Raw genomic sequence first — 23,468 nt, 5'->3', positions numbered from 1 at the left:
CGCTTGACGACCGGTCCCATTGTCTCGGCAAGCCGGCAGGATCAGCTTCTGAGGACGCCGCCGGTAAATTTCATCACGCTGGCGATGATCTTCTGCGTCAGCGCCTCGAAATCCTCATCCGTCAGCGTGCGTTCGACCGGCTGGATCTGAACCTCGATCGCCACCGACTTCTTGCCCTCGCCGACAGAAGCGCCTTCGAAGATGTCGAAAACATTGACGCCCGTGACGAGCTTGCGGTCGGCACTTGTCGCAGCCTTGATGATGGCGCCTGCTTCCACCGTCTTGTCGACGACGAAGGCGAAATCCCGCTTGACCGCCTGGAAGGGCGACAGCTCGAGCGCCGGTTTGGTGCGGGTCGCCTTTTTCTTCGGCTCGGGCATGGCATCGAGATAGACCTCGAAGCCGCAGAGCGCGCCGGAGACATCGAGCGCTTCCAGCGTCAGCGGATGGAATTCGCCGAAATAGCCGAGCACCACCTTCGGCCCCATCTTGATCGTGCCGGAGCGGCCGGGATGATACCATTCCGGCCCGCCCTGCTCGATCTGAATATTGCCCATCGGCAGGCCGCAGGCTTCGATGACGGCGAGCGCATCGGCCTTGGCATCGAAGACGTCGACCGGCTTGCCGCCGCCCTTGGCGGCATTCGACCAGGCGCGACCGGCGCCGGCAAGCGAAGCCGTGCCGCGGCGGATGCCGCCGGCAACGCGGCGCTGGCCGTCCGGCCTGTCGTTCTCATAGGTGCCGGAGACCTCGAAGAGGGCGACGTCGGCGTAACCCTTGTCGGCGTTGCGCTGGGCTGCGGTCAGCAGGCCGGGCAGCAGCGAGGGGCGCATATCCGACATTTCGGCAGCGATCGGATTGGCAAGCTTGAGGGCGGAAGAACCGCCGCCGAAGAGCTTGGCCTGATCTTCCGGAATGAAGGACCAGGTGACGGCTTCGAGCATGCCGCGCGAAGCAAGCGCCCGCTTGGCGATGCGGGTGCGGATCTGCAGCGTCGTCAGGATCTTGCCGTTAACGGCCGCATGGCTTTCGAGCGGCGCCGGCTTGATATTGTCGACGCCGTGGATCCGCATGACCTCCTCGACGAGATCGGCCTTGCCGTCGACGTCGGGACGCCAGGAAGGAACGGCGACGGAGACACGCTCGCCGGAACCGGAGACCGTGAAGCCGAGGCGGGTCAGAATGCTGTTGCTTTCCTCATCCGAGACTTCGAGCCCCGTCAGGCGCTTGACCTCGGAATAAGGGAAATCGACGATCTTCGGTTCGTAACCCTTGTAGCCGACGATTTCGGCCTTGGCGGCCGTGCCGCCGCAGAGTTCCAGCACCAGTTCCGTCGTGCGTTCGAGACCGGGCACCATGTAGTCCGGATCGACGCCGCGTTCGAAGCGGTAGCGGGCATCGGTGATGATGCCGAGGCTACGGCCCGATTTGGCGATGTTCATCGGATCCCAGAGGGCGGATTCGATCAGCACGTCGACAGTGTTCTCGTCGCAGCCGGAATGTTCGCCGCCCATTATGCCGCCGATCGATTCGATGCCGTCTTCATCGGAGATGACGACATTGTTCGGGCCGAGCTTGTATTCGCGTTGGTCGAGCGCCAGCACGGTCTCGCCTTCGACGGCACGGCGAACGGTGAGGTTGCCCTTGACCTTGGCAGCGTCGAAGACGTGCATCGGCCGGCCCTGATCGAAGGTCATGTAATTGGTGACATCGACCAGCGCGTTGATCGGGCGCAGGCCGATGGCGGTGAGCCGCTGCTGCATCCAGCGCGGGCTTGGGCCGTTGCTGACGCCGCGCACGAGGCGCAGCGCAAAGCCCGGGCAGAGCCTCTGATCATCGAGATCGAGCGTCAGCTTCACCGGCGTCTCGCCGTCGACGGCGAAGGACGGCGCGGGCCGGGTCTTCAGCGTGCCGAGGCCGGAGGCGGCGAGATCGCGGGCAATGCCGTGGATCGAGGTGCAATCCGGCCGGTTGGGCGTCAGGTTGATCTCGATGACCGGATCGTCGAGATGCGCATAGGCGGCATAACTCTTTCCGACCGGCGCATCTTCAGGCAGATCGATGATGCCGTCGTGACTGTCGGAGATCTGCAGCTCCTTTTCGGAGCACATCATGCCATGGCTTTCGACGCCGCGGATATTGCCGACGGCAAGCGTCACATCGATGCCGGGAACATAGGTTCCGGGGGCGGCGAAGGCGCCGACCAGGCCGGCGCGCGCATTCGGGGCGCCGCAGACGACCTGAACCGGCGCACCGGCCCCGGTATCGACCATCAGCACCTTCAGGCGATCGGCCTGCGGATGTTTTTCCGCCGAGACAATTCTAGCGATAACGAAGGGCTTGAATGCCGCCTTGTCGTCGACATCCTCGACCTCCAGCCCGATCTCGGTGAGGCGCGTGCAGATTTCATCGAGGCCGGCATCCGTTTCCAGATGCTCTTTCAGCCAGGAGAGCGTGAATTTCATCGTCCCAATTCTCCGTTCAAGCGCTGAGGCCGCCGAACAGCGTCGGCATGTCGAGCGGGCGGAAACCGTAATGCGTCATCCAGCGGACGTCGGCGTTGAAGAAATCGCGCAGGTCGGGCATGCCGTATTTCAGCATGGCGATGCGGTCGAGGCCCATGCCCCAGGCAAAACCCTGATATTCGTCCGGATCGAGCCCGCCGTAACGCAGCACGTTCGGATGGACCATGCCGCAGCCGAGGATCTCCATCCAGTCGCTGCCTTCGCCGAACTTGACGATCGGGCCGGAGCGGTCGCACTGGATATCGACCTCGAAAGAGGGCTCGGTGAAAGGAAAGAAAGACGGGCGGAAACGCATTGTCACGCTGTCGACCTCGAAGAAGGTCTTGCAGAATTCCTCGAGCACCCAGCGGATGTTGGCGACATTGGCCTTCTTGTCGACGACCAGGCCCTCGACCTGATGAAACATCGGCGAATGCGTGGCGTCGCTGTCCTGGCGGTAGGTCTTGCCGGGGATGATGATGCGGATCGGCGGCTTCTGCGTCTCCATGGTACGCACCTGCACCGGCGAGGTATGGGTGCGCAGCACCTTGCGCTCGCCATTCTCGTCCGGATGGAAGAAAAAGGTGTCGTGCATCTCGCGGGCCGGGTGGCCTTCGGGGAAATTCAGCGCGGTGAAATTGTAATAATCGGTCTCGATGTCCGGACCTTCGGCGATCGAGAAGCCCATGTCGGCAAAGATCGCGGTGATCTCGTCGACGATCTGACTGATCGGATGGATGCGGCCGCGCTCGGCAGGCGAAGAGCGCACCGGCAGGCTGACATCGACCGTCTCGGCCTTCAGCCGCGCATTGATCGCCTCTTGGCGGAGCGTCGTTTTGCGGGCGGCGAGCGCCTCGGTCACCGCATTCTTCAAGGTGTTGATCGCAGCGCCCTTGGTCTGGCGTTCCTCCGGCGTCATGGCGCCGAGCGTCTTCAACAGCTCGGAGACGGAGCCCTTCTTGCCGAGGGCGGAAACGCGCACGGCCTCGAGGGCCGCCTCGTCATTGGCGGCGGCGATTTCGGCGAGCAGCGAGGCGTTGAGCTGGTCGATATCTGACATTGTCACTTCTTTCCGTCCAGTATCAGGCGGGCGATCGGGAGGCAGGCGGCGCCGGCCGGCGCAAGGAATATAAAGAAAGAAAAACCCGCGCTAGCCCAAACCAGCGCGGGTTTCCCAAAATCAAAAATTCAAAGCTGGGAAGCGCTGGTTACTTGACCGCGCCTTCAAACTCGTTGGCCGTGCCGGCGTCCTTGAGGTACTCAAGAGCCTTCTTGGCAGCGTTGACCAGCGCGCCGAATGCTTCCGGCTCGTGGATCGCCATGTCGGAGAGAACCTTGCGGTCGACTTCGATGCCAGCCTTGGTCAGGCCGTCGATGAAGCGGCCGTAGGTCAGGCCGAATTCGCGGACAGCGGCGTTGATGCGCTGGATCCAGAGCGCACGGAAGTTGCGCTTGTTGACCTTGCGGTCGCGGTAAGCGTACTGCTTCGAACGATCGACAGCAGCCTTGGCGGTCCGGATGGTGTTCTTGCGACGGCCGTAAAAGCCCTTTGCGGCCTTCAGAACCTTCTTATGCTTGGCGTGCGAGGTGACGCCTCTTTTTACACGTGCCATATCATGATCTCCTTAAATCTAGCGTTCGCGGACGAGTCTCAGAGACCGTTCGGCAGGTAATTCTTGATAACCTTGCGGCCATCCGGTTCTGCGAGAACCATGGTGCCACGTGCATCGCGAATGAACTTGTTGGAACGCTTGATCATGCCATGGCGCTTGCCGGCAGCGGCAGCCTTGACCTTGCCGGTTGCGGTGATCTTGAACCGCTTCTTGGCAGAGGACTTCGTCTTCATCTTGGGCATTTTGCTACTCCTTCTGTCCTCCCTGCGCGCTTTATCAAAAAAGCCCTTCTCGCGAAGTCCGGTTCTCCGGCCGTCGCAACAAGGTGCGGGAGCGCTTGTTGTTGATCTGCGGCTTCAGTGACGAACCGTTCCGCAAGCATTCGAAACTGCCACGGCATGCCCTGCCGGTCAGTTCGGACGCGCGCTTATAACCGCAGCGTCCTGAAAGTGCAACGGGGCGACGGGCGGAATCTTCGCACATCCGGTACAAGGCCTGAATCATCATGGCCGAAAGCACAAAAGCCGCCCTTGCGGACGGCCTTGGGGCGAAAAAGTGCCTGGCGCTTACTTCGGCGCCAGCACCATCATCATCTGGCGGCCTTCGAGCTTGGGCTCAGCTTCGACCTTGGCGAACTCGGTCGTATCGGCCTTGACCTGCTGCAGAAGCTTCATGCCGAGTTCCTGGTGGGCCATTTCACGGCCGCGGAACTTCAGCGTCACCTTGACCTTGTCGCCTTCGTCGAAGAAGCGACCCATCGCCTTCATCTTCACCTCATAGTCATGGGTGTCGATGTTCGGGCGCATTTTGATTTCTTTGACTTCGACGATCTTCTGCTTCTTGCGCGCCTCGGCAGCCTTCTTCTGGTTGGCATATTTCAGCTTGCCCAGATCGAGGATCTTGCACACAGGCGGCTCGACATTGGGGGAAATTTCGACGAGATCGAGGCCGGCTTCCTCAGCCATTTTCAAGGCCTGGTCGGTAGGCACGACGCCCATATTCTCGCCGTCAGCCCCGATCAGCTGAACTTTGGGAATGCGGATTTCACGGTTCGAGCGCGGTCCGTCCTTCACGGGCGCGTCGGTTTTAAAAGGTCTGCGAATGGTCGTATTCTCCTCGCGTTGTTTTCGGAACGTTGCAGCCTCGCGCTCCCATATCGGGGTGCACAAACGTGTCGCGTCATCGCTGCAACGGAGTCAATATCATCCTTTAGCGGAAAAATCACCCGCTGTCAGCCTGCCAAGAATCTGTTTTATAGGCCAAAATAACAGGAGTTTCGCCGATGTTCGATCAGATGCCCAATGCCCAGCCGCAGTTCCTGACGGTCGGCGAGGGAGAGGCAGCGCGCGAGATCGCCATGCTGGTGCGCCCGGCGCAGGCCGGCAATGGCGCCCCGGCGCTCGTCTGGCTGTCCGGCTACCGCTCCGACATGAGCGGCACCAAGGCGGCGGAACTCGACGGGCTGGCGGCGGAACTTGGGCTTGCCTGCATCCGTCTCGATTATTCCGGCCACGGACTGTCCGGCGGCAGCTTCACAGATGGGACGATCTCACGCTGGCTGGAGGAGGCGCTTGCCGTCATCCGCCACGTTGCCCCTGAACGGGTGATCCTCGTCGGCTCCTCGATGGGTGGCTGGATCGCGCTTCGCCTGGCTCAGGAACTTCAACGGCGAGACGGCCCAAAGCTCGAGGGGCCAAAACTCGAAGGAATGGTGCTGATCGCGCCGGCGCCCGATTTCACCTCCGAGCTGATCGAGCCGAACCTCAAGGCCAAGGAGCGCAAGTCGCTTGCCGAGCGCGGCTATTTCGAAGAGCGATCGCAATATAGTCCCGAGCCGAACATCTATACCAGGGCACTGATCGAGGACGGCCGCGAAAACCGGGTGCTCGACGGCATCATCGAAACGGGCTGCCCGGTACATATTCTCCAGGGCATGAAAGACGCCGACGTGCCGCATGCGCATGCGATGAAACTTGTGGAGCATCTTCCCGCCGACGACGTGGTGCTGACCTTCATCCGCGACGGCGACCACCGGCTGTCCCGCCCGAGCGATATCGCCCTTCTGCTTGCCGCCGTCAAAGGCATCATCCGTTCATCGACCAGCAGGCAGATGCCCGTTTGAACGGCACCGGCCGAGAAACTCCCCTGACGCAAGCCCCTGACCCGTGACATTTTAACCATGTCGGCGAGTCGCAAGGTGCTCCCAAGAAGTAACGATTGACTCTTCTCGGCCCTCTCCATTAACACTTTGTTAATAAATAAGGGGCGATGCGAGGAAGAGCGGGCGTGCGGATAAAGGGTATTTTTGTGGCCATGATGGCCATGTTTGCGATGGCGACGGCCGCCATACCGGCCCCCAGCAGAAATGCTTCCATGGTAACGGGCAATGCCACGTCTCAGCCGATTGGCCATTACGATTTCTGTCAGATCCACCGCAGTGAATGCGGCGCAAACCGCAATTCCGGCCCGGTCGAGATGACGCCGGCAAAATGGTCGCTGGTGCGTTCGGTCAACGCCACGGTCAACCGCACGATCACGCCGATGACCGACAAGGAAATCTACGGCAAGGATGAAGTCTGGGCCTATCCGACCACGGCCGGCGACTGCGAGGATTTCGCGCTGCTGAAGCGCCGCATGCTGATCCAGCGCGGCTTTTCGGCGGCCGACCTGCTGATGACCGTCGTGCGCAAGCCGGACGGTGAAGGCCATGCCGTGCTGACGCTGCGCACTGGCGAGGGCGATTTCGTGCTCGACAACCTCGCCTCCGACGTCAAGCCGTGGTTTGGGACGCCCTATTCCTTCGTCAAGCGCCAATCGAGCTACAATTCCGGCCGCTGGGTCACCATCGAGAACGGCCGCGACGTTCTGGTCGGCGCACTGCGCTAAGAGTTTTTGGGGGGCGTGGGAAAAGGCCGGCGAAAGTCGGCCTTTTGCTTTTTGGGGTGGCGCTAAGGGAGCGCTCCGGCCCTCACGAAGGCCTGATCGCTGTGCTGCAGCCTCGCATGAGATAAGGCATGGGTTTGCCGCACCGTTTCCCGGCCCTTCGCCTTGGGCTCAGCGCGTTCGTCGCTGCAATCGATTCATTGGATCGATTGCTCGGCTTCGCCGACCGCTCCTCACCCATTGCCAATCAGAATACCCGCGCCGAGCACCAGGCCGCCGCCGAGCACCACCTGGAAGGCGGCGCGCAGGAAGGGGGTTTCCATGTAGCGGTTCTGGATGAAGGCGATTGCCCAGAGTTCGAAGAAGACGACGATGGCGGCGGTGATGGTCGCCGTCCAGAAATGCGGGATCAGGTAAGGCAGGGCGTGGCCGAGCCCGCCGAGCGCCGTCATGATGCCGCAGGCAAGGCCGCGTTTGACCGGCGAGCCCCTGCCGGAGATCTTGCCGTCGTCATGGGCGGCCTCGGTGAAACCCATCGAGATGCCGGCGCCGACGGAGGCCGACAGGCCGATAAGGAAAGTCTGCCAGGTATCCTGCGTGGCGAAGGCGGCGGCGAAGATCGGCGCCAGCGTCGAGACCGAGCCATCCATCAGCCCGGCTAGACCCGGCTGCACATAGGTCAGCACGAACTGCCGATGCACCGTCTCGTTTTCGTCATGTTTGACATCTTCAGGCGTATGTTTGTCGCCCAGCATGCGGGCGATGTCCTCATGCCCTTGTTCGGCAAGCGCAAGGTCGCCGAGAAGCTCGCGCGTCGAGGCGTCCGAGGTGCGTTTTGCCGCCTCGACATAGAAACGGTAGGCCTGCTCCTCCATCGCCTCGGTCTCCCGGCGCATCGCATCCAGCGTCAGGTTTGCCCTCAGCCAGTCGGGCTTGCGCTCATAAAAACCTTCGACATGTTCACGCCGGATCAGCGGAATGCGCTCGCCGAAACGCTGGCGATGGATTTCGAACAAGGATTTGCGATGCGTGTCCTCGACCTCGGCCATATCTTCGAAGACTTTGGCCGAGGCCGGAAATTCGCGGCGCAGCCTATCGGCATAGGCGAGATAGATGCGGGCATCGTCCTCCTCGGAGGCGATCGCAAGGGCGAGAATCTCCTGCTCGGACAGCGACTCAAAGGATCGTTTCGGGGATCTGAAAAATCGCGCCAGCATGACTTTCTCCAATTCTTTAGAATAATTCTAAATCTAAAGAACGAGGCAATCACGGTCAAGTGCTTGGGATAGTCGTCGGCGCAAACCGACTGACAGATTGCCGCAATCGGCACCGGCGACTTTGGCACGCAGCCATGAAGGCCTATATGAGGGCTGCTGCATCACGCAGCGCCGGGGATTATGATGGACAATGAGATTCAGGGCCGCCCTGCCCATATCGCGGCGATCCGCGAAAGGGCGGAGGCCGAAATGCGGGAAATTGGTATCGACGCGGCCTTCATCGACAGGCTGGTCGAGACATTCTACGCCCGCGTGCTTGCGCATCCCGATCTCGGCCCGGTGTTCGACGCCAGGCTGTCGGGCCGTTGGCCAGAGCATATAGCGAAGATGAAGAGCTTCTGGTCGGCGGTTGCCTTCCGCAGCGGCGCCTATGGCGGCAAGCCGGTGCAGGCGCATTCCGGTGTCCAGAACCTGACGCTTGACCTGTTTCCGAAGTGGCTGTCGCTGTTTGCCGCGACGCTCGACGATATCGCCCCAACGCCGGAGGCCAAGGCCTGGTTCATGGCGACGGCGGAGCGGATCGCCAAAAGCCTGACGCTCTCGCTGTTCTACAATCCCGCCCTCGACGACCCGACGAGGAAGACGGGCTGATCCCTTACTGCTTTGCGGAAAAGGTGGCGCCGGCGCTTGCGGCGACGACCAGAGCCGTTCCCGCCATCTGCAGAAGGGTCATTGGCTGCGTCAGAATGGCAAAGCCCGCAAGAGCCGCAATGGCCGGCTCGAGGCTCATCAGGATGCCGAAGGAAGATGTCGGCATGCGCCGCAGGGCAATTAGCTCCAGAGTGTAGGGCAGCAGTGGCACGAGAACGGCGAGGCCCGCCATTTCGATCAGGCCGTAGCTATCGAGCGCCGGCACGGCGCCTGCGAAGCCGAAAGGTGTCGCGACGACAGCGGCAACCATGAGCGACATGGAAAGCCCTTCCAGCCCCTTGAAGCTTGCGCCGATCTTCTTGGTGAGCACGATATAGATCGCCCAACCGGTTCCCGCGCCGCAGGCGAAGAGAATGCCCGGTATATTCCCAACCCAGCCTTCACCATCATGGGCAAGAGCCAGAACGCCGAGCGCGGCAATCAACGGCCAGACCAGACGCCGGCTGAGGCCGTAGCCGATGGTCGCGACTGAAAGCGGGCCGAGAAAATCGATCGCCACGGCGAGACCGAGCGGGATGCGCTCGATCGCCGCGAAGAAACTCATAGTCATCAGCGCTGTCGTCGTGCCGAGAACCAGAGCGCTTGTCCATTGCTCTTTGCTATAGCTGAATATGCGCGGACGGACGGCGACGGCCAGAATGAGGGCGGCAAAGGCAAGGCGTAGCCAGCTGGCGCCGGCTGGCCCATAGGTGGCGATGGCGGAGGAGGAAAGTGCCGCACCAAACTGAATTGAGGACATGGACATGAGGCACATCAGGGCACCCGCCGCCAGGCCGCCGGATGTTGCCGGCGCTTCGATGGCCAGCACGCCGGAACCGTCGTTCGTTCTGTCTTCCATGTGCGTCTCCGATTGAGAGCTCTTCATACGAAGGCGATTTACGACCGACAAATTCAAACTTCTGATCCAGGCAGCAAAAGACCTGATGCATCAGAGGCGGCCGGAGAGGATCACCTCTTCAGCGTCTTCGAAGCTCATCTCGAAGACCTTCCTGCCGATGTCGAAACTGAAGCCGTTGCGGGCGAAAGCCGAGAGCTCCTTGGCCTTTCGCTTTTCGTCGAGCTCGACCCGGCGGAAGGGACCGAAGGCGCGCTTGCGGGCAAATATTGCTGCGGCATGGAGATCGTCAGCCCCCTCGAGTGCTGCCTCAACCTTGTCGCTGGAGACACCCTTGGCTGTCAGTTTCTGGGCGATCGCGCGCTTCGATTTGCCGCCGCGCACGGCAGAGCGCGCGCTGATCTCGGCATAGGCGCTATCGTCGAGCACCTTGTTGTCATAGGCGAATTTGACGGCGAAATCGGCAACGGCCTTGAGTTGCGCCGCGCTGATATCCTCGAACTTCTCCTTGGCCTTGCGGGTGATGGCGTCGAAGAGCTGCTTTTCCGTCATCATCCGCCGCTCCAGGCGATAGATGGCGGAGTTGCGCGCCCAGCTCAGCATACGGGGTGTCGGAATATCGGATGGAACGGTCTCCTCGGTCATATCAAGCAATCAGGCTTCCAGACCTTTGAGGACATTGGCAACGTTGAGGCCGATTTCCGGCACGCCGTAGCCGCCCTCCATGCAGACGAGCACCGGCAGGCCGGCGGAAGCGATCATTGCGCCCATGCGGGTGAAATCGTCGGAGGTGAGGCTGAAGAAGGAGATCGGATCACGCTCGAAAGTATCGACGCCGAGCGCCACGACGATCGCCTCGGCGCCGAAGACCTTGATGCGGGCAAGCGCATCGGCGAGGGCCGAAGACCAGACCTCCCAGGGCGTGCCCGGCGGCATCGGATAATTGCGGTTGGCGCCGGTGCCCGCCCCCTCGCCCTCCTCGTCGGCATGGCCGAGGAAATAGGGAAAGGCCTGCATGGGATCGCCGTGCAGCGACGCGGTGAAGACATCGCCTCTGTGATAGAAGAGATCCTGGGTGCCGTTGCCATGGTGGAAATCGACATCGAGCACAGCGACGTTTTTCGCGCCGCGATCGAGCAGCCGCTGTGCGGCGACGCCCGAATTGTTGATGAAGCAGTAGCCGCCGAAGAGATCGATGCCTGCATGGTGGCCGGGCGGGCGGCAAAGCGCGAAGGCAAAACGATGATTTTGCGCCAGCCAGTCGGCGCCCGTGACGGCGCAGCGCATCGCGGCGATTGCCGCCTCATAGGAGCCCTTGGTGATCGAGGTGTCGGCGGCATTGGCATAATGGCCGATCGCGCCGACGATATTGTCGGGCACGCGCTGGCTGGTGCGGCGCACCGGGAAGGAATTGGCGATCGCCTCACCTTCGAACCCGGCCGCCACCCAGCGATCCCAGACGGTGGCGAGAAAATCGAGATAGGCGGGATCATGCACCTTTCCAGCCGTTTCCAACCCGTGGGCATCGGGCGCCACAACATCGGCAAAGCCCGCCTCCTTCACCGCCGCCAGGATCCATTCGGCCCGGAACGGCGCCTCGAAGGGCGTCACCAGTTGACCGGCATAAAGCTCGGTCTTGGCGTCGCGCAGCTTGTGGTCTTCGGAATAGATGACGCGCATTTCAGATCCTGCCCTTGATTGAATGCCGAGATTTACACGGGTTGACGCCAGCAAAAAAGCCGCATGAGGCATTGATCGCCGCGGCAGATAACGCCACCTTCACCGGTGTTTTTGAGAACGAGGAAATTTCCTGCATGAAAGTGCTGATGGTCGATGTCGACGGCGTGCTCATTCATGGTCGTCCGACCGACGGCCTGCCGCTCTTCACCTATCTCGAGCGCGATCTCGGGCTGCTGCAGCAGGAATTCTTTCAGACCTGCTGGGGCGATATCATTATCGGCCGCGAGCCGTTGGAGCCCGGGCTTGCCAAAGTGCTGGCAAAGATCGCACCCCATCTCAGCGCCGCGACGCTGATCGATTACTGGTTCGAAAACGATCGCCGCCTCGATCTCAATCTGCTCGAAGAACTCGCGGCGATCCGGCAAAGCGGCATCTCTCTGTTCCTGGCGACCAACCAGGAACACAGGCGGGCGCGCTATCTCATGGAAGAGGTCGGCCTTGGCGCGCATTTCGACGGCATCCTCTATTCCGCAGCGCTCGGGCATCGAAAACCTTCGCCTGAGTTTTTCCGGCTGGGGACCGAGCGGGCCGGCGTCCTGCCCGGTGAAATCGCCTTTATCGACGATATGGCGGAAAATATCGAAGCGGCGCGGCAGTTCGGCTGGAACGCGGCGCAATGGACCGCGGGCGCCAGGCTGCACGAGACGCTTTCCGCCTTCAGCCATCCGGGACGAGCCATCTGAGATCAGTCGGGAGCGCAATCAGGCGAGCCGCTTGTAGAACAGGGTGGTATCGCAGAAGCCGCCTTGCGGCCACAGCGCATAATCCGGGATGACACCGACGCGCTGCCAGCCGAGGCGCGGATAGATCGCCTCGGCATCGCTGCCGGTTGCCGTATCGAGCACCAGCAGGGTCTTGCCGCGCCTTGCCGCCTCGCGCTCGGCGGCAGCCATCAGCAGCCGGGCAAGGCCACGTCCGCGGGCGGAACGGTGCACCAAGAGCTTCTTCAGATCGCCGCGATGCGGCTGGTTCGGCATCTGCGCGGCACCCACCTGCACCGTGCCGACGATCCGGCCTTCCAGTTCGGCGACCAGTAGCAGATTGCCGCCGGTGGCGATCGCATCGGCGACATCGCGCCAATAGGGCTCGGCATCCTCTGGCCCATAGGGCTGCATGAAGCCGACCGAGGCGCCGCCGGCGACACAATCGGCAAGCACCTGCGCAAGCGCCGGAATAGCGGCGCGCGCTTCTTCGGCAGAAAGAGTACGAATATCGGCCATGCTGTTCTCCTGAAATGAATGTTGCTACCGGCCGCCGCGATCGAGCACGACGCAATAGCGCGCCGGGGCTTGGCCGGGATTGTGGAAGACATGGCCCTCGCCGACGGGCATGAAGAGACAATCGCCGGGGCGCAGCCGGTAGACCGCCTCCCCCGCCGTCATCTCCAGCTCTCCGTCGAACAGCCAGACATGCTGCGTCATGCCATGGGCGCTGGCATGCGGGGGAAAGCTGACGCGGGCGCCAGCGGGGAATTCGACTTCGACGATATCGACGTCGGACGTCGTGCCCGGCGCTGAAACAGACCGCCTGAGATAACCGGTCTCCGGATCGCGCCAGACCTGCTGCTCCTGCCGGCGGGCAAGCGGCGAGGCCTGCTGCCCCTCTTCGGCAAAGAAGGCCGACAGCGACAGGCCGAGGGCGGCACAGATCCTTGCCAGCAGCGAGGCGGTGGGGCTCGCCTCGGCCCGCTCGATACGCGAGATCATCGCCCGGCTGACCCCGGAGGCCGTGGCGAGATCGTCAAGGGTCAGCCCCTTTTCCAGCCGCAGCTTGCGGATACGGATGCCGATCGCCTGTTCCAGTTGCTCTTCCATTTTCCGATCCATTATTCCACTATAGGAGAAATACATGATCCGATAATGGAATCAACCCTCTTCAGGCGGCTGGCGCTCGACCTTGCTTTCGCCACAGCCTCGCCGGTATATGGCAGCGCAATTCAGATCGGAGAAAGTGATGGACGCCAGCACGCACGGCACGGATACGACCGGAAGCTTCACGGCCGCTGCCTGGGACAGGATCGCGCCCGTCATGGCCAAAATCGAGGTCTTGCCGCTTCTCACCCGCCTGTCCGATGGCACGCTGCCGCCTGAGGTTTTCCGGCACTACATTCTGCAGGATGCGCTCTACCTGAAGCATTATGCGCGCTGCCTGGCGATCGTCGCCGCCAAGGCCCCCGACAATGCGCAGGTGCTGCGCTTCCTCGGTTCGGCACAGAAGGCGATCACCGTCGAGCAGGGCCTGCATGCCGGCTTCCTCACCCAGTTCGGCATCACCTCTGCGGATGTGACATCAGCCGAACCCTCGCCTGCCTGCTTTGCCTATACGAATTTTCTGCTCGCCACGGCCTATCACCGCTCCTACGCGGTGGCGCTTTCCTCAATCCTTCCCTGCTTCTGGATCTACTGGCATGTCGGCGAGGCGATCAAGAGCCGGCCGGCGATCGCGGGCAATGCCTTTCAGGCCTGGATCAACACCTATGGCGATCCGCAATTTGCCGCCGGCGCCCGCGAGGTGATCGCGCTGACCGACATTGCCGCCCGCGCCGCATCGCCGGTGGAGCGCGCCGAGATGAGCGATGTCTTTGTGCGCGCCTCGCAATATGAATGGATGTTCTGGGATTCAGCCTGGCGGCTGGAGACGTGGCCGGTCTGATCGCCCGACCGGCCGACAAATAGCGTAAACAGCGGGCTAATTACCGCTTTGCGGCAGGGGGCGGCGCTGCTATATGGCGCGCATGAGCACCAATTCCACCACTCCGCTGTCCCATATCCGCAACTTTTCGATCGTGGCCCATATCGACCACGGCAAATCGACCCTGGCCGACCGGCTGATCCAGACGACGGGCGGCCTTGCCGAGCGCGAAATGTCCGAGCAGGTGCTCGACAATATGGATATCGAGCGCGAGCGCGGCATCACCATCAAGGCGCAGACCGTGCGCCTGCATTACCAGGCGAACAATGGCGAGAAATATATTCTCAACCTGATCGACACGCCCGGCCATGTCGACTTCGCCTACGAAGTCTCGCGGTCGCTGTCGGCCTGCGAGGGCTCGCTGCTCGTCGTCGATGCCAGCCAGGGCGTCGAGGCGCAGACACTCGCCAATGTCTACCAGGCAATCGACAACAATCACGAGATTGTCACCGTCCTCAACAAGATCGACCTGCCGGCCGCCGAACCCGACCGCATCAAGGAGCAGATCGAGGAAGTGATCGGTATCGACGCTTCGGAGGCCGTACTGATTTCGGCCAAAACCGGTCTCGGCATTCCCGACGTGCTGGAGGCGATCGTCAACAAGCTGCCGGCGCCGAAGAGCCCCGGCGGCGAAAAAGCGCCGCTGAAGGCGCTGCTCGTCGACAGCTGGTACGACACCTATCTCGGCGTCATGGTTCTCGTGCGCATCATCGACGGCGTGCTGACCAAGGGCCAGACGATCCGCATGATGGGCACCGATGCGAAATACCAGGTGGAGCGCGTCGGAGTGCTGACGCCGAAAATGGTCAATGCCGATAGCCTCGGCCCCGGTGAGATCGGCTTCATCACTGCCTCGATCAAGGAAGTGGCCGATACCCGCGTCGGCGATACGATCACCGAGGACAAGCGGCCGACCGCCCAAGCGCTGCCGGGCTTCAAGCCGGCGCAGCCGGTGGTGTTCTGTGGCCTGTTCCCGGTCGATGCCGCCGATTTCGAGGATCTGCGTGCCGCCATGGGCAAGCTTCGCCTCAACGACGCATCGTTTTCCTTCGAGATGGAATCCTCGGCCGCTCTCGGTTTCGGCTTCCGCTGCGGCTTCCTCGGCTTGCTGCATCTCGAAATCATCCAGGAGCGGCTGGAGCGCGAGTTCGATCTCGACCTCATCGCCACCGCCCCCTCCGTCGTCTACAAGATGTTCATGACCGACGGCACGGAGCGCGAGCTGCACAATCCGGCCGACATGCCCGATGTCGTCAAGATCTCCGAAATCCACGAGCCGTGGATCCGCGCGACGATCCTGACGCCGGACGATTATCTCGGCGGCATTCTGAAGCTTTGCCAGGACCGGCGCGGCATCCAGATCGAGCTCACCTATGTCGGCACGCGCGCGATGCTGACCTACGACCTGCCGCTCAACGAAGTCGTCTTCGATTTCTATGACCGGCTGAAGTCGATCTCCAAGGGTTACGCCTCCTTCGACTACACGCTGACCGACCACCGCGAGGGCAACCTGGTGAAGATGTCGATCCTCGTCAACGGCGAGCCGGTCGACGCACTGTCGATGATGGTGCACCGGACCGCGGCCGAAAAGCGCGGCCGCGACATGTGCGAGAAGCTCAAGGAGCTGATCCCGAAGCACATGTTCAAGATCCCGATCCAGGCGGCAATCGGCGGCAACGTCATCGCCCGCGAGACGATCTCGGCGCTGCGCAAGGATGTGACCGCGAAATGCTATGGCGGCGACGCCACCCGCAAGCGCAAGCTGCTCGACAAGCAGAAGGCCGGCAAGAAGCGCATGCGCCAGTTCGGCAAGGTCGAGATTCCGCAGGAAGCGTTTATTGCAGCGCTGAAGATGGGCGACGAGTAACGCTTCTCAATGGCATCTGATGCGCATATAGTGTGCGCATCAGGCCAAGGAGATCGTCATGGCGCAACAGGCGAGAAAAGCAGCGAACCTCTCTCTCGATGAGGGACTCGTCTCGCAGGCGCGCGAGCTCAAGATCAATATATCCAGGGCGGCGGAAGATGGAATCGCGAAAGCCATAAAGGCGGAACGCGAGCGGCTTTGGCGTATCGAGAATGCCGAGGCCATCGCCGCTTCCAACGCCTATGTGGAAAAGCACGGGCTGCCGTTTCAGAAATATCGCCAATTCTGATGGCGCGGTTTCACGTCTACAATCTCGTGCATACCGATGCGCTTGCTCTCGATCTGCAGTCAGTTCTGCATGGCGAGCTGACGACGCGAATCATGGCGCCGATGCTTCCGCTGGAAGCTCTTCCCAAAATAATGCGCCAGCTCAATCCGCAATTCGTGATCAACCACGTGCCATACGTGATGGCGACCCAATTTGTCGGTGCGATTTCCATTAAAGAGATCGGCGTCGTCGCCGCGGATCTCACCTCCGACAGCGATCGTATCACCAGCGCCCTGGATTTTCTCTTCCAGGGCTTCTGAGGATCACTCGCGCGCCATATATTCCTTCACCAGCCCCTCATAAGCGTCCATCTCGGGCAGCGCCGCGTAGCTGTGCACGGCGCCGGTCTCGGCAAAGGCCAGCTTCTCGCTCGTCCAGGTCTCGATGAAGGGGGTGAACCAGCTGGGATCGTCGAGCATGGTGACACGCAGGTTGACGAACCAGTCCATGCCTTCCGGGCGGGTGAACATCCAGCTCATGCAATGCGGGCAGAAATAATGTTTCGTAACGCCGTGCAGGCCGCCGATGACGGGCTCGCCTTTCGTCACCTCGAAGCCTTCACTGGGAACGGCGGCGCTCAGCGAATAGGCGCTCGCGGTCATCCTCTGGCAGCCTGTGCAATGGCAGGCCATGGTCAGCAGCGGCGGCGCGCTGATCTTCAACCGCACCCGGCCGCAACGGCAGCCGCCTTCCATGGGTAGGTTTTGTGCTGTCATGATATTTCTCCCGTTCCGCCCTGATTTAGTGGAGCTGGAGCCGTTGTCGAGAGAGGCGAGGCATGCCGAATTTCAGGTGGCGTTTATCCGGCGCGCCGAGTTACCGACTACGGTTGCTCCAGTCGGCACGTCTTTCGTTACAACGGCGCCAGCGCCGACAATCGCACCATCGCCGATCGTAATGCCGCCGAGGATGATGGCGCTGCCGCCGATCCAGACGTCGCTGCCGATAACGACCGGCCGGGCGATCTCGATGCCCTGGCTGCGACGTTTCGGGTCCTTGTGATGTTCGGCGCAATAAATCTGCACGCCGGGGCCGAACATGGTGCGGTCGCCGATGGTCACCCGGCCGGAATCCAGGATGGTGCAGCCGGCATTGAAATAGACGCGCGCGCCGAGAGTGATGTTGATGCCGTAGGAGCAGTGAAACGGCGCTTCGATGAAGACATCGGGTGCCACGCCCGCAAAGAGCGCCCTCAGGGCTGGCGCCATCGCGCCGCGCGCGTCGGGCGGCAGCGTATTGTGGGCATGGACGGCCAGGCGGGCCTGCCGGCGCAAGAGATCGAGCTCGTCATCGAGGCAGCAATACCATTCGCCTGCCGCCATCTTCTCGCGTTCGCTTGCCGGCATGACCTCGCCTCTCACGCCGAGGCCTCTGACAGCATCCTGATCTCGGCAGCTTCGATCAGGCTGACCCAGGCGCGGGCGATGGCCAGGCCCGCGGCATCGGCGGCACCGCCATGGTTTGCCGCCAGTTCGGCATGGCTCTCCAGCCAGCCTGGCGCGATGCGCTCGATCGTATCGGGGAATTCTGCCTTCCATTGCGCGACGACCGCGGAATTGGCCTCGAAATGGAACTGAGTGCCATAGACGGCGCGGCCGATGCGGAAAGCCTGGTTCTCAGCAACGGGGCTTCTCGCCAGACGCATCGCGCCCGCGGGCAAGGAAAACGTATCGGCATGCCATTCGAAGATGGTGAATTCGCCGCCAAGCGCCGACAGCAGCGGGTCGGCCCGGCCCTCCTCGGTGACGCCGATCCCGTGCCAGCCGAATTCGCGGGCGCTCCCCAAGATATTGTCGCCGCCATAGGCGCGGGCGAGGATCTGGCTGCCGAGGCAGATGCCGAGCACCGCCTTGCCGGCATCGCCGAAGCGGCGCGTCAGCTGAACGAGCTCCGGCAGGTAAGGATGCGCCTCGTCATCCAGCGCGCTCTGCTCGCCACCCAGAACGACAAGCGCGTCATGGCCGGATATATCCGGCGGCAGGACGCCGTCCTGCCACACCCGGAACCACTCGATATGAGCCCCCGCCTCGTCGAGGGCAGCGGCAAGCGCGCCGAGACCGATATTCCTCATGTTTTCGATGACCGCGACTCGCATGGGTGTTTCCCGGTATGGCCGATAGGGGAAGAGACCATGCCGGCGAGTGGCGCGCAAGACGCTTGGAGGCGATTGCGCGCGCCGATAACAGCGCTTACATCAGCGCAGAGAAAAGGAGTCTGCCATGACCGAAAAAGCCCGTGTCTCCATCCTCTACTGCACCCAGTGCAATTGGCTGCTGCGCGCCGCCTGGATGGCGCAGGAGCTGCTGCACACTTTTTCCGACAGTCTCGGGGAAGTGGCGCTGATCCCCGGCACCGGCGGCAATTTCGAGATCCGCGTCAACGGCGATCTGATCTGGGAGCGCAAGCGCGACGGCGGCTTTCCCGGGCCGAAGGAGTTGAAGCAGCGGGTTCGCGATATCATCGAGCCGGGCCGCGATCTCGGTCATGTCGACCGCGCCTCGCTCGAAAGCTGACAACAACTTAGCGATAGGGCGACCGGCAGGTCTTATAGATGCCTTCATAGGTGAGGAAACGATCCGTTCTTGGATCGTAGGAGCGGTATTCGTTGCTGCACCAGGCGACATGGCTGTTCTTGTCAGCCACCCTCGGCTGCAGCCGGCGTACCGGCGGCGGTTCATAGGTCAGTTGCGGCCGGCCGGCCGCACCCGGCTGGTAATAGGTCGGACCCGTCGCGCCGCGCGGGCGGTAATTCGGCTGGACATAGGCGGGTCGATGCCATTGCTGCGGCCCGAAACCGAAGCAGCCGCGAAAATCGCAGAGCGTCGATCCGGTATCGAGCGGCCCGACCCCTGGCTTGCCCAGCTTCAGCGAATCAGCGCCCGCCATGGCAGGCGCGAGAACGGCGAGAAGACCGGCGAACACTATCATGCGGGCAACGGGCATGAGGGATTCCTTTCGATATTTCCTTTATATAGGGCGGACCAAGCGAAGCGCTATGCCTGCCCTCCGGCCGCTCCCGCTCATATGACCAACTGTTTTTCGCCAACTGTCAGAAAAACTTCAAAAACCCGGTTGACAGTCAGGAGCCGCCCCCTTACATCGCTCTCCGTCGCCCAGATGGCGGAATTGGTAGACGCGCCAGCTTCAGGTGCTGGTACCCGAAAGGGTGTGGAGGTTCGAGTCCTCTTCTGGGCACCATTCCATTCTTGATCGCTGCCGGATCAAGGAGTTAAGCCTTTCCAAAATTTACGCATTTTGTGCCTGTGGAAACAGGCGGGCAGCAATGCCTTCAAGGCTTGTCTGCTCAACTCCACGGACTTTCAGAATCTGTATTAACGGGTATTCCGGCCCGCGATAGCCGGCCGCCATTGACTTGTTGATCGCCGAATGGAACATAAAGCGAACATAATGGAGCCTTGTGATGATCCGATACGCCACATCCGTAGCCAGCAGCCCCGAGCCCTCAAAGGCGCGCGAGGCGTCAGCCGCCAAGCTGGCCATTGAAATGCTTCCGCCCAAACCGGTCGTTGATGAATCCTCGACCGGTGCGGTCCCTGCTGCCTATCCGCTGCTGGTCGGCTCCGAGTCAGACGAGCGCGGGTCCGACACGCTGCCGAAGATGACAAAGCCACCACGCCGTGCGGCAAAAAATCGGAAGGCTAAAGTCGCCGAAGCAGCCAGCACTCCACTCCAGCTTGATCTCGAGGCCTAACCGTCTCTCCGGGACAAGAATTGGCGGCGATCCCAAGAATTCCTACCATAATCTATTGCACTTCGGAATCCCGAAGCCGGGAATTTCGGGATTCCGAAGTGAGGTTTTCTGGCGGCGCGCCCGCAACTGTCGATAGTCAAGGATGGTGTTTCTGCGCTGTCCGGAACGATCGGCCGCTTTGTTCGGATCGGCGGCGAACTGGCCGAATTTCCCAGGGTGGTTTTGCGTCCTTGTTTTCCAATAGCTCAGGTGCAGCCCTTAGCCGAAAGCTGATGTCGGCGGCATCGTTGCACCGTCCAGTTGCGTGAGCGACCTTGAGTCCCATATCCGAAACCGTCAGGCAGGCCTCATGCCGACGATGCATCGAAGAAGAATGTTGCGCACGGGATCGACTTTTGGGCGAGATCAGTGCTGTAACGCCGCTCGGATCGGAAAAACTTCGTTGCATTGCCGTCGTCCGTTCAATATTCAGTACACCGATTTCGCAAACCCTTGTTCAGCTGAATTCAGCGGTCTGCTGTCGAATAAGTGCATCGCCGGCTGGGTTTCGGACTATAGGAAATAAAGGGATATCACCCATGAATTGTCGTATGTGTGGCAGTACCAAGTTGCATAAATTTCTCGACTTGGGTTTTACACCTCCAGCCGACCAATTCCGGCGCAAGGATCAAGCGCGTGAGCCGGACATTCATTATCCTTTGCAGGTGGTGATGTGTGACGACTGTGGATTGGCTCAGTTGAGTCATGTCGTATCTCCAGAGGTTTTATACCGGAACGACTATCCCTATGAGTCCTCCACCACCCGCACCGGCCAAGCCCACTGGTCCGAGTTCGCTGCCAGTGTGGTTGCACGCCTTAAATTGGGGCCAAAGGACTTGGCGGTGGATATCGGCAGCAATGTGGGTGTGTTGCTGGGAGCTTTCCAAAGCCAAGGCTTGCGGGTGCAAGGCGTCGACCCTGCGGCAAACATCGTCATGATCGCGCAGGCCAACGGCATCGACACGGTCTGTGATTTTTTCAATGAAGATACGGCGCGCACCATCGTTGCTGACAAAGGTCATGCATCGGTGGTGACGGCGACCAACGTCTTTGCCCATGTGGATGACCTCGATAGCTTTATATCCAGTGTCAAGGAATTGCTCAGCGAACGCGGCGTGTTCATTTTTGAAGCGCCCTATTTCGTCAATCTGCTCAAGCACAACGAATACGACACGATCTACCACGAGCATCTCTCATACCTGTCGGTTAAACCCTTGCTGGCGTTTTTCCGCAAACACGGCCTGGAAATATTTCACATTGAGGAGCGCGATATCCATGGCGGCTCTTTCCGGGTGCATGTCGGCCGGATCGGCATGTGGCCTGCCTCGCAGGACGCAGAACGGATGGCGCAGGCAGAAGTGGATATGGGCATATACAGCCATGAAAAACTGGCCGAATTTGCCGCTGCCGTGCGACGCAACAAGGACGAACTGACGTGGCTGCTTCATTCGCTCAAGCATGAAGGCAAACGGATCGCGGCCGTCAGCGCTCCCGCCAAGGGCATGACCTTGCTGAATTACTGCGGGCTTGACGCCGACATACTTGATTTCGTCACTGAGAAATCAAAGCTGAAAATTGGTCGCTATACCCCCGGAGCGCACATTCCAGTGGTATCCGACGAAGAACTGCTCAATCACCAGCCCGACTATGCTTTGCTCCTGGCTTGGAATTTCGCCGAGGAAATCATCGGGAACCTGCACGAATTTCGGCGCCGGGGAGGCAAATTCATTATCCCGATCCCCTTCCCTAAAATCGTCGACTGATTACGCTTAAGGAGCACGCAATGGAGAGAATCTCGCTGATCCCCGCATTCAAGGATGCTCGTGGCGAAATTACCGATCTTCTCGAAAACGAGAATATCAACGCGATTACCCGCATCACCTTTTCAAAAGGCGCCGTACGCGGCAATCATTACCACAAGCAAACCACTCAGTGGAACTATCTGATCTCGGGCCGCATCATGTTGGTCAGTCAGGTACCCGGCGAGCCAATGGTCGAGACTGTGATGAATCCGGGCGATTTCACCGTGACGAAGCCGCATGTGCGCCATGCTCTTGTCGGCCTGGATGATGCGGAGCTGCTGGTCTTTACCAGCGGGCCGCGTGGCGGCAAGGAATATGAAAGCGATACGTTCCGTCTCGACGTTCCTTTGGCAGCCGGTACCTAAATCATGTCAATTGACCCTTTACGTCAGGATTCATCCGTGTCCATACGTCGCGTGCCTGTCTCGCAGCCATTGCTGGGGGCTGAAGAGACCCATCACGTCAACAATGCCTTGGCCCAAGGCGCTATCTCGGGTTTCTTTGGCGACTACCTGCCAATGTTCGAGCAGGAATTCGCGGCCTATTGCGATTGTGACCATGGCGTAGCGGTGTCTAGCGGCACTACTGCACTTCACCTGGCACTGGCGACCCTGTCGATCGGCCCCGGCGACGAGGTGCTGGTGGCCTCGCTGACCAATATGGCAACGTTTTTCGCCGTGCTGTACCAGGGCGCGCATCCAGTGCCGATCGACTCCGAAGCCGATACTTTGAATCTCGATCCAACGCTGTTGCGAGCAAAGATCACGCCCAGGACCAAGGCGATCCTGGTGGTTCACCTGTTTGGCCACCCGGTCGACATGGATCCTGTGATGGAAGTTGCTCGCGAGCACAATCTCTACGTCATCGAGGACTGTGCCGAGGCTCATGGCGCGCGCTATAAAGGCCGCAAGGTCGGGGGTATCGGCGACATCGGCTGCTTCAGTTTCTACGCCAACAAGGTGATCACCACCGGCGAAGGCGGGATGCTGACACTGAATAGCGCCGAGTGGGCCGCTCGCGCACGCAATCTCAAGGGATTGGCGTTCGGCGACAAGAACAAGTTCATGCACAAGGACATCGGATATAACTTCCGGATGACAAATCTGCAGGCGGCGATCGGGCATGCCCAGTTCGGCAAGATCGAACAGATCATCGACGCCAAACGGAGCATCGCGAACGCCTATACGCAACGCCTGGGCGGACGCGACGACCTGCAGCTGCCGGTGGAAAAGCCGTATGCCCGTAACGTTCACTGGATGTACATGGTGCTCGTCAGCGGACGCAATGCGGGTCGGCGCGGAGAAGTGATGCAGGCGCTGGCGCAAAAAGGCGTCGAAAGCCGCGAGAATTTCCTGCCTTACAACATGCAGGAAATTTTTATCAATCGCGGCTGGACCAGCGCCGATGAATGCCCGGTTGCGAACGACCTTGGTCTGCGTGGTTTTTACCTGCCGAGTGGCCCGGCGATCGCTGATGATGATATCGACTATGTCTGTCAGAGCCTGATCGAAGCGTTGGACCAATGA

Annotated in this window: 29 protein-coding genes and 1 tRNA gene; 14 read left to right on the top strand and 16 right to left on the bottom strand. The window is 61.0% G+C overall.

Going from position 1 to position 23,468, the window contains the following annotated elements:
* Positions 1–41: 41 nt before the first annotated feature.
* The 5 genes from pheT to infC form a co-directional block, all read right to left on the bottom strand.
* The gene (gene pheT, locus GR197_RS00910) at positions 42–2,465 is read right to left on the bottom strand and encodes a phenylalanine--tRNA ligase subunit beta (protein ID WP_164006167.1); all 2,424 of its coding nucleotides are present in this window, start codon (positions 2,463–2,465) and stop codon (positions 42–44) included.
* A gap of 16 nt (positions 2,466–2,481) precedes the next feature.
* On the bottom strand, positions 2,482–3,564 hold the full coding sequence (gene pheS, locus GR197_RS00905; protein WP_164006166.1) for a phenylalanine--tRNA ligase subunit alpha: 1,083 nt from the start codon (positions 3,562–3,564) through the stop codon (positions 2,482–2,484).
* 148 nt (positions 3,565–3,712) lie between these two features.
* Positions 3,713–4,117: a 50S ribosomal protein L20 gene (gene rplT, locus GR197_RS00900; RefSeq protein WP_164006165.1), complete on the bottom strand. Its 405-nt coding sequence runs from the start codon at positions 4,115–4,117 to the stop codon at positions 3,713–3,715.
* 38 nt (positions 4,118–4,155) lie between these two features.
* Positions 4,156–4,359 (bottom strand): 50S ribosomal protein L35, encoded by a 204-nt coding sequence (gene rpmI, locus GR197_RS00895; protein ID WP_003544621.1) that lies wholly within the window; start codon positions 4,357–4,359, stop codon positions 4,156–4,158.
* Positions 4,360–4,683: 324 nt separating this feature from the next.
* On the bottom strand, positions 4,684–5,220 hold the full coding sequence (gene infC, locus GR197_RS00890) for a translation initiation factor IF-3 (RefSeq protein ID WP_164006573.1): 537 nt from the start codon (positions 5,218–5,220) through the stop codon (positions 4,684–4,686).
* 179 nt (positions 5,221–5,399) lie between these two features.
* Here infC and GR197_RS00885 point away from each other — a divergent pair, with 179 nt between their 5' ends.
* A complete protein-coding gene (locus GR197_RS00885) occupies positions 5,400–6,239 on the top strand; it encodes an alpha/beta hydrolase (RefSeq protein WP_164006164.1) in 840 nt (279 codons plus the stop codon).
* A 164-nt stretch (positions 6,240–6,403) separates the two neighbouring features.
* Positions 6,404–7,003, top strand: coding sequence for a transglutaminase-like cysteine peptidase (locus tag GR197_RS00880; protein ID WP_164006163.1), 600 nt, complete (start codon positions 6,404–6,406; stop codon positions 7,001–7,003).
* 230 nt (positions 7,004–7,233) lie between these two features.
* Here GR197_RS00880 and mbfA read toward each other — a convergent pair whose 3' ends face one another.
* Positions 7,234–8,217, bottom strand: coding sequence for an iron exporter MbfA (gene mbfA / locus GR197_RS00875; protein ID WP_164006162.1), 984 nt, complete (start codon positions 8,215–8,217; stop codon positions 7,234–7,236).
* A gap of 183 nt (positions 8,218–8,400) precedes the next feature.
* Here mbfA and GR197_RS00870 point away from each other — a divergent pair, with 183 nt between their 5' ends.
* The gene (locus GR197_RS00870) at positions 8,401–8,868 is read left to right on the top strand and encodes a group III truncated hemoglobin (protein WP_164006161.1); all 468 of its coding nucleotides are present in this window, start codon (positions 8,401–8,403) and stop codon (positions 8,866–8,868) included.
* 4 nt (positions 8,869–8,872) lie between these two features.
* Here the strand turns inward: GR197_RS00870 and GR197_RS00865 are convergent, their stop codons facing one another.
* The 3 genes from GR197_RS00865 to GR197_RS00855 all read right to left on the bottom strand — a co-directional run bounded on the left by GR197_RS00865 (position 8,873) and on the right by GR197_RS00855 (position 11,443).
* On the bottom strand, positions 8,873–9,766 hold the full coding sequence (locus GR197_RS00865) for an EamA family transporter (protein ID WP_164006160.1): 894 nt from the start codon (positions 9,764–9,766) through the stop codon (positions 8,873–8,875).
* 90 nt (positions 9,767–9,856) lie between these two features.
* Positions 9,857–10,408, bottom strand: a complete 552-nt coding sequence (gene recX / locus GR197_RS00860) for a recombination regulator RecX (protein ID WP_164006572.1) — start codon at positions 10,406–10,408, stop codon at positions 9,857–9,859.
* A 9-nt stretch (positions 10,409–10,417) separates the two neighbouring features.
* Positions 10,418–11,443 (bottom strand): histone deacetylase family protein, encoded by a 1,026-nt coding sequence (locus GR197_RS00855; protein ID WP_164006159.1) that lies wholly within the window; start codon positions 11,441–11,443, stop codon positions 10,418–10,420.
* A 134-nt stretch (positions 11,444–11,577) separates the two neighbouring features.
* On the opposite strand from GR197_RS00855, the gene GR197_RS00850 reads away from it, so the two are divergent.
* Entirely contained in the window at positions 11,578–12,186 is a 609-nt protein-coding gene (locus GR197_RS00850; protein ID WP_164006158.1) for an HAD family hydrolase, read from the top strand.
* 18 nt (positions 12,187–12,204) lie between these two features.
* Here GR197_RS00850 and GR197_RS00845 read toward each other — a convergent pair whose 3' ends face one another.
* Positions 12,205–12,723: a GNAT family N-acetyltransferase gene (locus GR197_RS00845; protein ID WP_164006157.1), complete on the bottom strand. Its 519-nt coding sequence runs from the start codon at positions 12,721–12,723 to the stop codon at positions 12,205–12,207.
* A 24-nt stretch (positions 12,724–12,747) separates the two neighbouring features.
* Positions 12,748–13,317: a helix-turn-helix domain-containing protein gene (locus tag GR197_RS00840; RefSeq protein WP_164006156.1), complete on the bottom strand. Its 570-nt coding sequence runs from the start codon at positions 13,315–13,317 to the stop codon at positions 12,748–12,750.
* Between the two features lie 139 nt (positions 13,318–13,456).
* Here GR197_RS00840 and tenA point away from each other — a divergent pair, with 139 nt between their 5' ends.
* The 4 genes from tenA (at position 13,457) to GR197_RS00820 (ending at position 16,649) form a co-directional block, all read left to right on the top strand.
* Positions 13,457–14,155 (top strand): thiaminase II, encoded by a 699-nt coding sequence (gene tenA / locus GR197_RS00835; protein WP_164006155.1) that lies wholly within the window; start codon positions 13,457–13,459, stop codon positions 14,153–14,155.
* Positions 14,156–14,228: 73 nt separating this feature from the next.
* A complete protein-coding gene (gene lepA, locus GR197_RS00830) occupies positions 14,229–16,061 on the top strand; it encodes a translation elongation factor 4 (RefSeq protein ID WP_164006154.1) in 1,833 nt (610 codons plus the stop codon).
* Between the two features lie 58 nt (positions 16,062–16,119).
* Positions 16,120–16,350 (top strand): type II toxin-antitoxin system CcdA family antitoxin, encoded by a 231-nt coding sequence (locus GR197_RS00825; RefSeq protein ID WP_003583594.1) that lies wholly within the window; start codon positions 16,120–16,122, stop codon positions 16,348–16,350.
* Complete coding sequence (locus tag GR197_RS00820; RefSeq protein ID WP_164006153.1) at positions 16,350–16,649, top strand: CcdB family protein; 300 nt, start codon at positions 16,350–16,352, stop codon at positions 16,647–16,649. Before GR197_RS00825 ends, GR197_RS00820 begins: the two co-directional genes overlap by 1 nt.
* A 3-nt stretch (positions 16,650–16,652) precedes the next feature.
* On the opposite strand, the gene GR197_RS00815 is transcribed toward GR197_RS00820, so the two are convergent.
* The 3 genes from GR197_RS00815 to GR197_RS00805 all read right to left on the bottom strand — a co-directional run bounded on the left by GR197_RS00815 (position 16,653) and on the right by GR197_RS00805 (position 18,484).
* On the bottom strand, positions 16,653–17,105 hold the full coding sequence (locus GR197_RS00815; protein ID WP_164006152.1) for a GFA family protein: 453 nt from the start codon (positions 17,103–17,105) through the stop codon (positions 16,653–16,655).
* Positions 17,106–17,177: 72 nt separating this feature from the next.
* Positions 17,178–17,735 (bottom strand): sugar O-acetyltransferase, encoded by a 558-nt coding sequence (locus GR197_RS00810; RefSeq protein ID WP_164006151.1) that lies wholly within the window; start codon positions 17,733–17,735, stop codon positions 17,178–17,180.
* Positions 17,736–17,746: 11 nt separating this feature from the next.
* On the bottom strand, positions 17,747–18,484 hold the full coding sequence (locus tag GR197_RS00805) for a type 1 glutamine amidotransferase (protein WP_164006150.1): 738 nt from the start codon (positions 18,482–18,484) through the stop codon (positions 17,747–17,749).
* Positions 18,485–18,608: 124 nt separating this feature from the next.
* Here GR197_RS00805 and GR197_RS00800 point away from each other — a divergent pair, with 124 nt between their 5' ends.
* Positions 18,609–18,902, top strand: coding sequence for a SelT/SelW/SelH family protein (locus tag GR197_RS00800; protein WP_003589187.1), 294 nt, complete (start codon positions 18,609–18,611; stop codon positions 18,900–18,902).
* Positions 18,903–18,909: 7 nt separating this feature from the next.
* On the opposite strand, the gene GR197_RS00795 is transcribed toward GR197_RS00800, so the two are convergent.
* On the bottom strand, positions 18,910–19,332 hold the full coding sequence (locus GR197_RS00795; protein ID WP_164006149.1) for a BA14K family protein: 423 nt from the start codon (positions 19,330–19,332) through the stop codon (positions 18,910–18,912).
* Positions 19,333–19,500: 168 nt separating this feature from the next.
* On the opposite strand from GR197_RS00795, the gene GR197_RS00790 reads away from it, so the two are divergent.
* Positions 19,501–19,587 (top strand) — tRNA-Leu (locus GR197_RS00790).
* A 48-nt stretch (positions 19,588–19,635) separates the two neighbouring features.
* Here the strand turns inward: GR197_RS00790 and GR197_RS00785 are convergent.
* Positions 19,636–19,890 (bottom strand): hypothetical protein, encoded by a 255-nt coding sequence (locus GR197_RS00785; RefSeq protein WP_164006011.1) that lies wholly within the window; start codon positions 19,888–19,890, stop codon positions 19,636–19,638.
* Here GR197_RS00785 and GR197_RS32715 point away from each other — a divergent pair.
* From GR197_RS32715 to GR197_RS00765, 4 genes are all read left to right on the top strand, one after another.
* Entirely contained in the window at positions 19,811–20,101 is a 291-nt protein-coding gene (locus GR197_RS32715) for a poly(hydroxyalkanoate) granule-associated protein (protein WP_164006148.1), read from the top strand. The genes GR197_RS00785 and GR197_RS32715 overlap by 80 nt on opposite strands.
* A 578-nt stretch (positions 20,102–20,679) precedes the next feature.
* On the top strand, positions 20,680–21,903 hold the full coding sequence (locus tag GR197_RS00775; protein ID WP_164006147.1) for a methyltransferase domain-containing protein: 1,224 nt from the start codon (positions 20,680–20,682) through the stop codon (positions 21,901–21,903).
* Positions 21,904–21,923: 20 nt separating this feature from the next.
* Positions 21,924–22,307 carry a cupin domain-containing protein gene (locus GR197_RS00770; protein WP_164006146.1) on the top strand — a complete coding sequence of 128 codons (384 nt, stop codon included), beginning with the start codon at positions 21,924–21,926 and terminating at the stop codon, positions 22,305–22,307.
* A 36-nt stretch (positions 22,308–22,343) separates the two neighbouring features.
* The gene (locus tag GR197_RS00765) at positions 22,344–23,468 is read left to right on the top strand and encodes an aminotransferase class I/II-fold pyridoxal phosphate-dependent enzyme (RefSeq protein ID WP_164006145.1); all 1,125 of its coding nucleotides are present in this window, start codon (positions 22,344–22,346) and stop codon (positions 23,466–23,468) included.

The organism is Rhizobium phaseoli (assembly GCF_010668805.1).
Lineage (GTDB): Bacteria > Pseudomonadota > Alphaproteobacteria > Rhizobiales > Rhizobiaceae > Rhizobium > Rhizobium phaseoli_A.
The sequence above is the reverse complement of the archived record's forward strand: the minus strand, read 5'-3'. Positions and strand labels throughout refer to the sequence as shown.

Bases quoted from the DNA above. Each gene is read 5' to 3' on its own strand.
- GR197_RS00820 (WP_164006153.1), top strand. From the start codon at position 16,350: ATGGCGCGGTTTCACGTCTACAATCTCGTGCATACCGATGCGCTTGCT.
- GR197_RS00845 (WP_164006157.1), bottom strand. From the start codon at position 12,723: ATGGCCGATATTCGTACTCTTTCTGCCGAAGAAGCGCGCGCCGCTATT.
- GR197_RS00855 (WP_164006159.1), bottom strand. From the start codon at position 11,443: ATGCGCGTCATCTATTCCGAAGACCACAAGCTGCGCGACGCCAAGACC.
- GR197_RS00815 (WP_164006152.1), bottom strand. From the start codon at position 17,105: ATGACAGCACAAAACCTACCCATGGAAGGCGGCTGCCGTTGCGGCCGG.
- GR197_RS00785 (WP_164006011.1), bottom strand. From the start codon at position 19,890: ATGGCCAGCTTGGCGGCTGACGCCTCGCGCGCCTTTGAGGGCTCGGGG.
- mbfA (WP_164006162.1), bottom strand. From the start codon at position 8,217: ATGCTGGCGCGATTTTTCAGATCCCCGAAACGATCCTTTGAGTCGCTG.
- lepA (WP_164006154.1), top strand. From the start codon at position 14,229: ATGGCGCGCATGAGCACCAATTCCACCACTCCGCTGTCCCATATCCGC.
- GR197_RS32715 (WP_164006148.1), top strand. From the start codon at position 19,811: ATGATCCGATACGCCACATCCGTAGCCAGCAGCCCCGAGCCCTCAAAG.
- GR197_RS00870 (WP_164006161.1), top strand. From the start codon at position 8,401: ATGGACAATGAGATTCAGGGCCGCCCTGCCCATATCGCGGCGATCCGC.
- tenA (WP_164006155.1), top strand. From the start codon at position 13,457: ATGGACGCCAGCACGCACGGCACGGATACGACCGGAAGCTTCACGGCC.
- pheT (WP_164006167.1), bottom strand. From the start codon at position 2,465: ATGAAATTCACGCTCTCCTGGCTGAAAGAGCATCTGGAAACGGATGCC.
- GR197_RS00810 (WP_164006151.1), bottom strand. From the start codon at position 17,735: ATGCCGGCAAGCGAACGCGAGAAGATGGCGGCAGGCGAATGGTATTGC.
- rpmI (WP_003544621.1), bottom strand. From the start codon at position 4,359: ATGCCCAAGATGAAGACGAAGTCCTCTGCCAAGAAGCGGTTCAAGATC.
- GR197_RS00885 (WP_164006164.1), top strand. From the start codon at position 5,400: ATGTTCGATCAGATGCCCAATGCCCAGCCGCAGTTCCTGACGGTCGGC.
- GR197_RS00805 (WP_164006150.1), bottom strand. From the start codon at position 18,484: ATGCGAGTCGCGGTCATCGAAAACATGAGGAATATCGGTCTCGGCGCG.
- GR197_RS00825 (WP_003583594.1), top strand. From the start codon at position 16,120: ATGGCGCAACAGGCGAGAAAAGCAGCGAACCTCTCTCTCGATGAGGGA.
- pheS (WP_164006166.1), bottom strand. From the start codon at position 3,564: ATGTCAGATATCGACCAGCTCAACGCCTCGCTGCTCGCCGAAATCGCC.
- GR197_RS00795 (WP_164006149.1), bottom strand. From the start codon at position 19,332: ATGCCCGTTGCCCGCATGATAGTGTTCGCCGGTCTTCTCGCCGTTCTC.
- GR197_RS00865 (WP_164006160.1), bottom strand. From the start codon at position 9,766: ATGGAAGACAGAACGAACGACGGTTCCGGCGTGCTGGCCATCGAAGCG.
- recX (WP_164006572.1), bottom strand. From the start codon at position 10,408: ATGACCGAGGAGACCGTTCCATCCGATATTCCGACACCCCGTATGCTG.
- GR197_RS00770 (WP_164006146.1), top strand. From the start codon at position 21,924: ATGGAGAGAATCTCGCTGATCCCCGCATTCAAGGATGCTCGTGGCGAA.
- GR197_RS00800 (WP_003589187.1), top strand. From the start codon at position 18,609: ATGACCGAAAAAGCCCGTGTCTCCATCCTCTACTGCACCCAGTGCAAT.
- GR197_RS00840 (WP_164006156.1), bottom strand. From the start codon at position 13,317: ATGGAAGAGCAACTGGAACAGGCGATCGGCATCCGTATCCGCAAGCTG.
- rplT (WP_164006165.1), bottom strand. From the start codon at position 4,117: ATGGCACGTGTAAAAAGAGGCGTCACCTCGCACGCCAAGCATAAGAAG.
- GR197_RS00775 (WP_164006147.1), top strand. From the start codon at position 20,680: ATGAATTGTCGTATGTGTGGCAGTACCAAGTTGCATAAATTTCTCGAC.
- GR197_RS00850 (WP_164006158.1), top strand. From the start codon at position 11,578: ATGAAAGTGCTGATGGTCGATGTCGACGGCGTGCTCATTCATGGTCGT.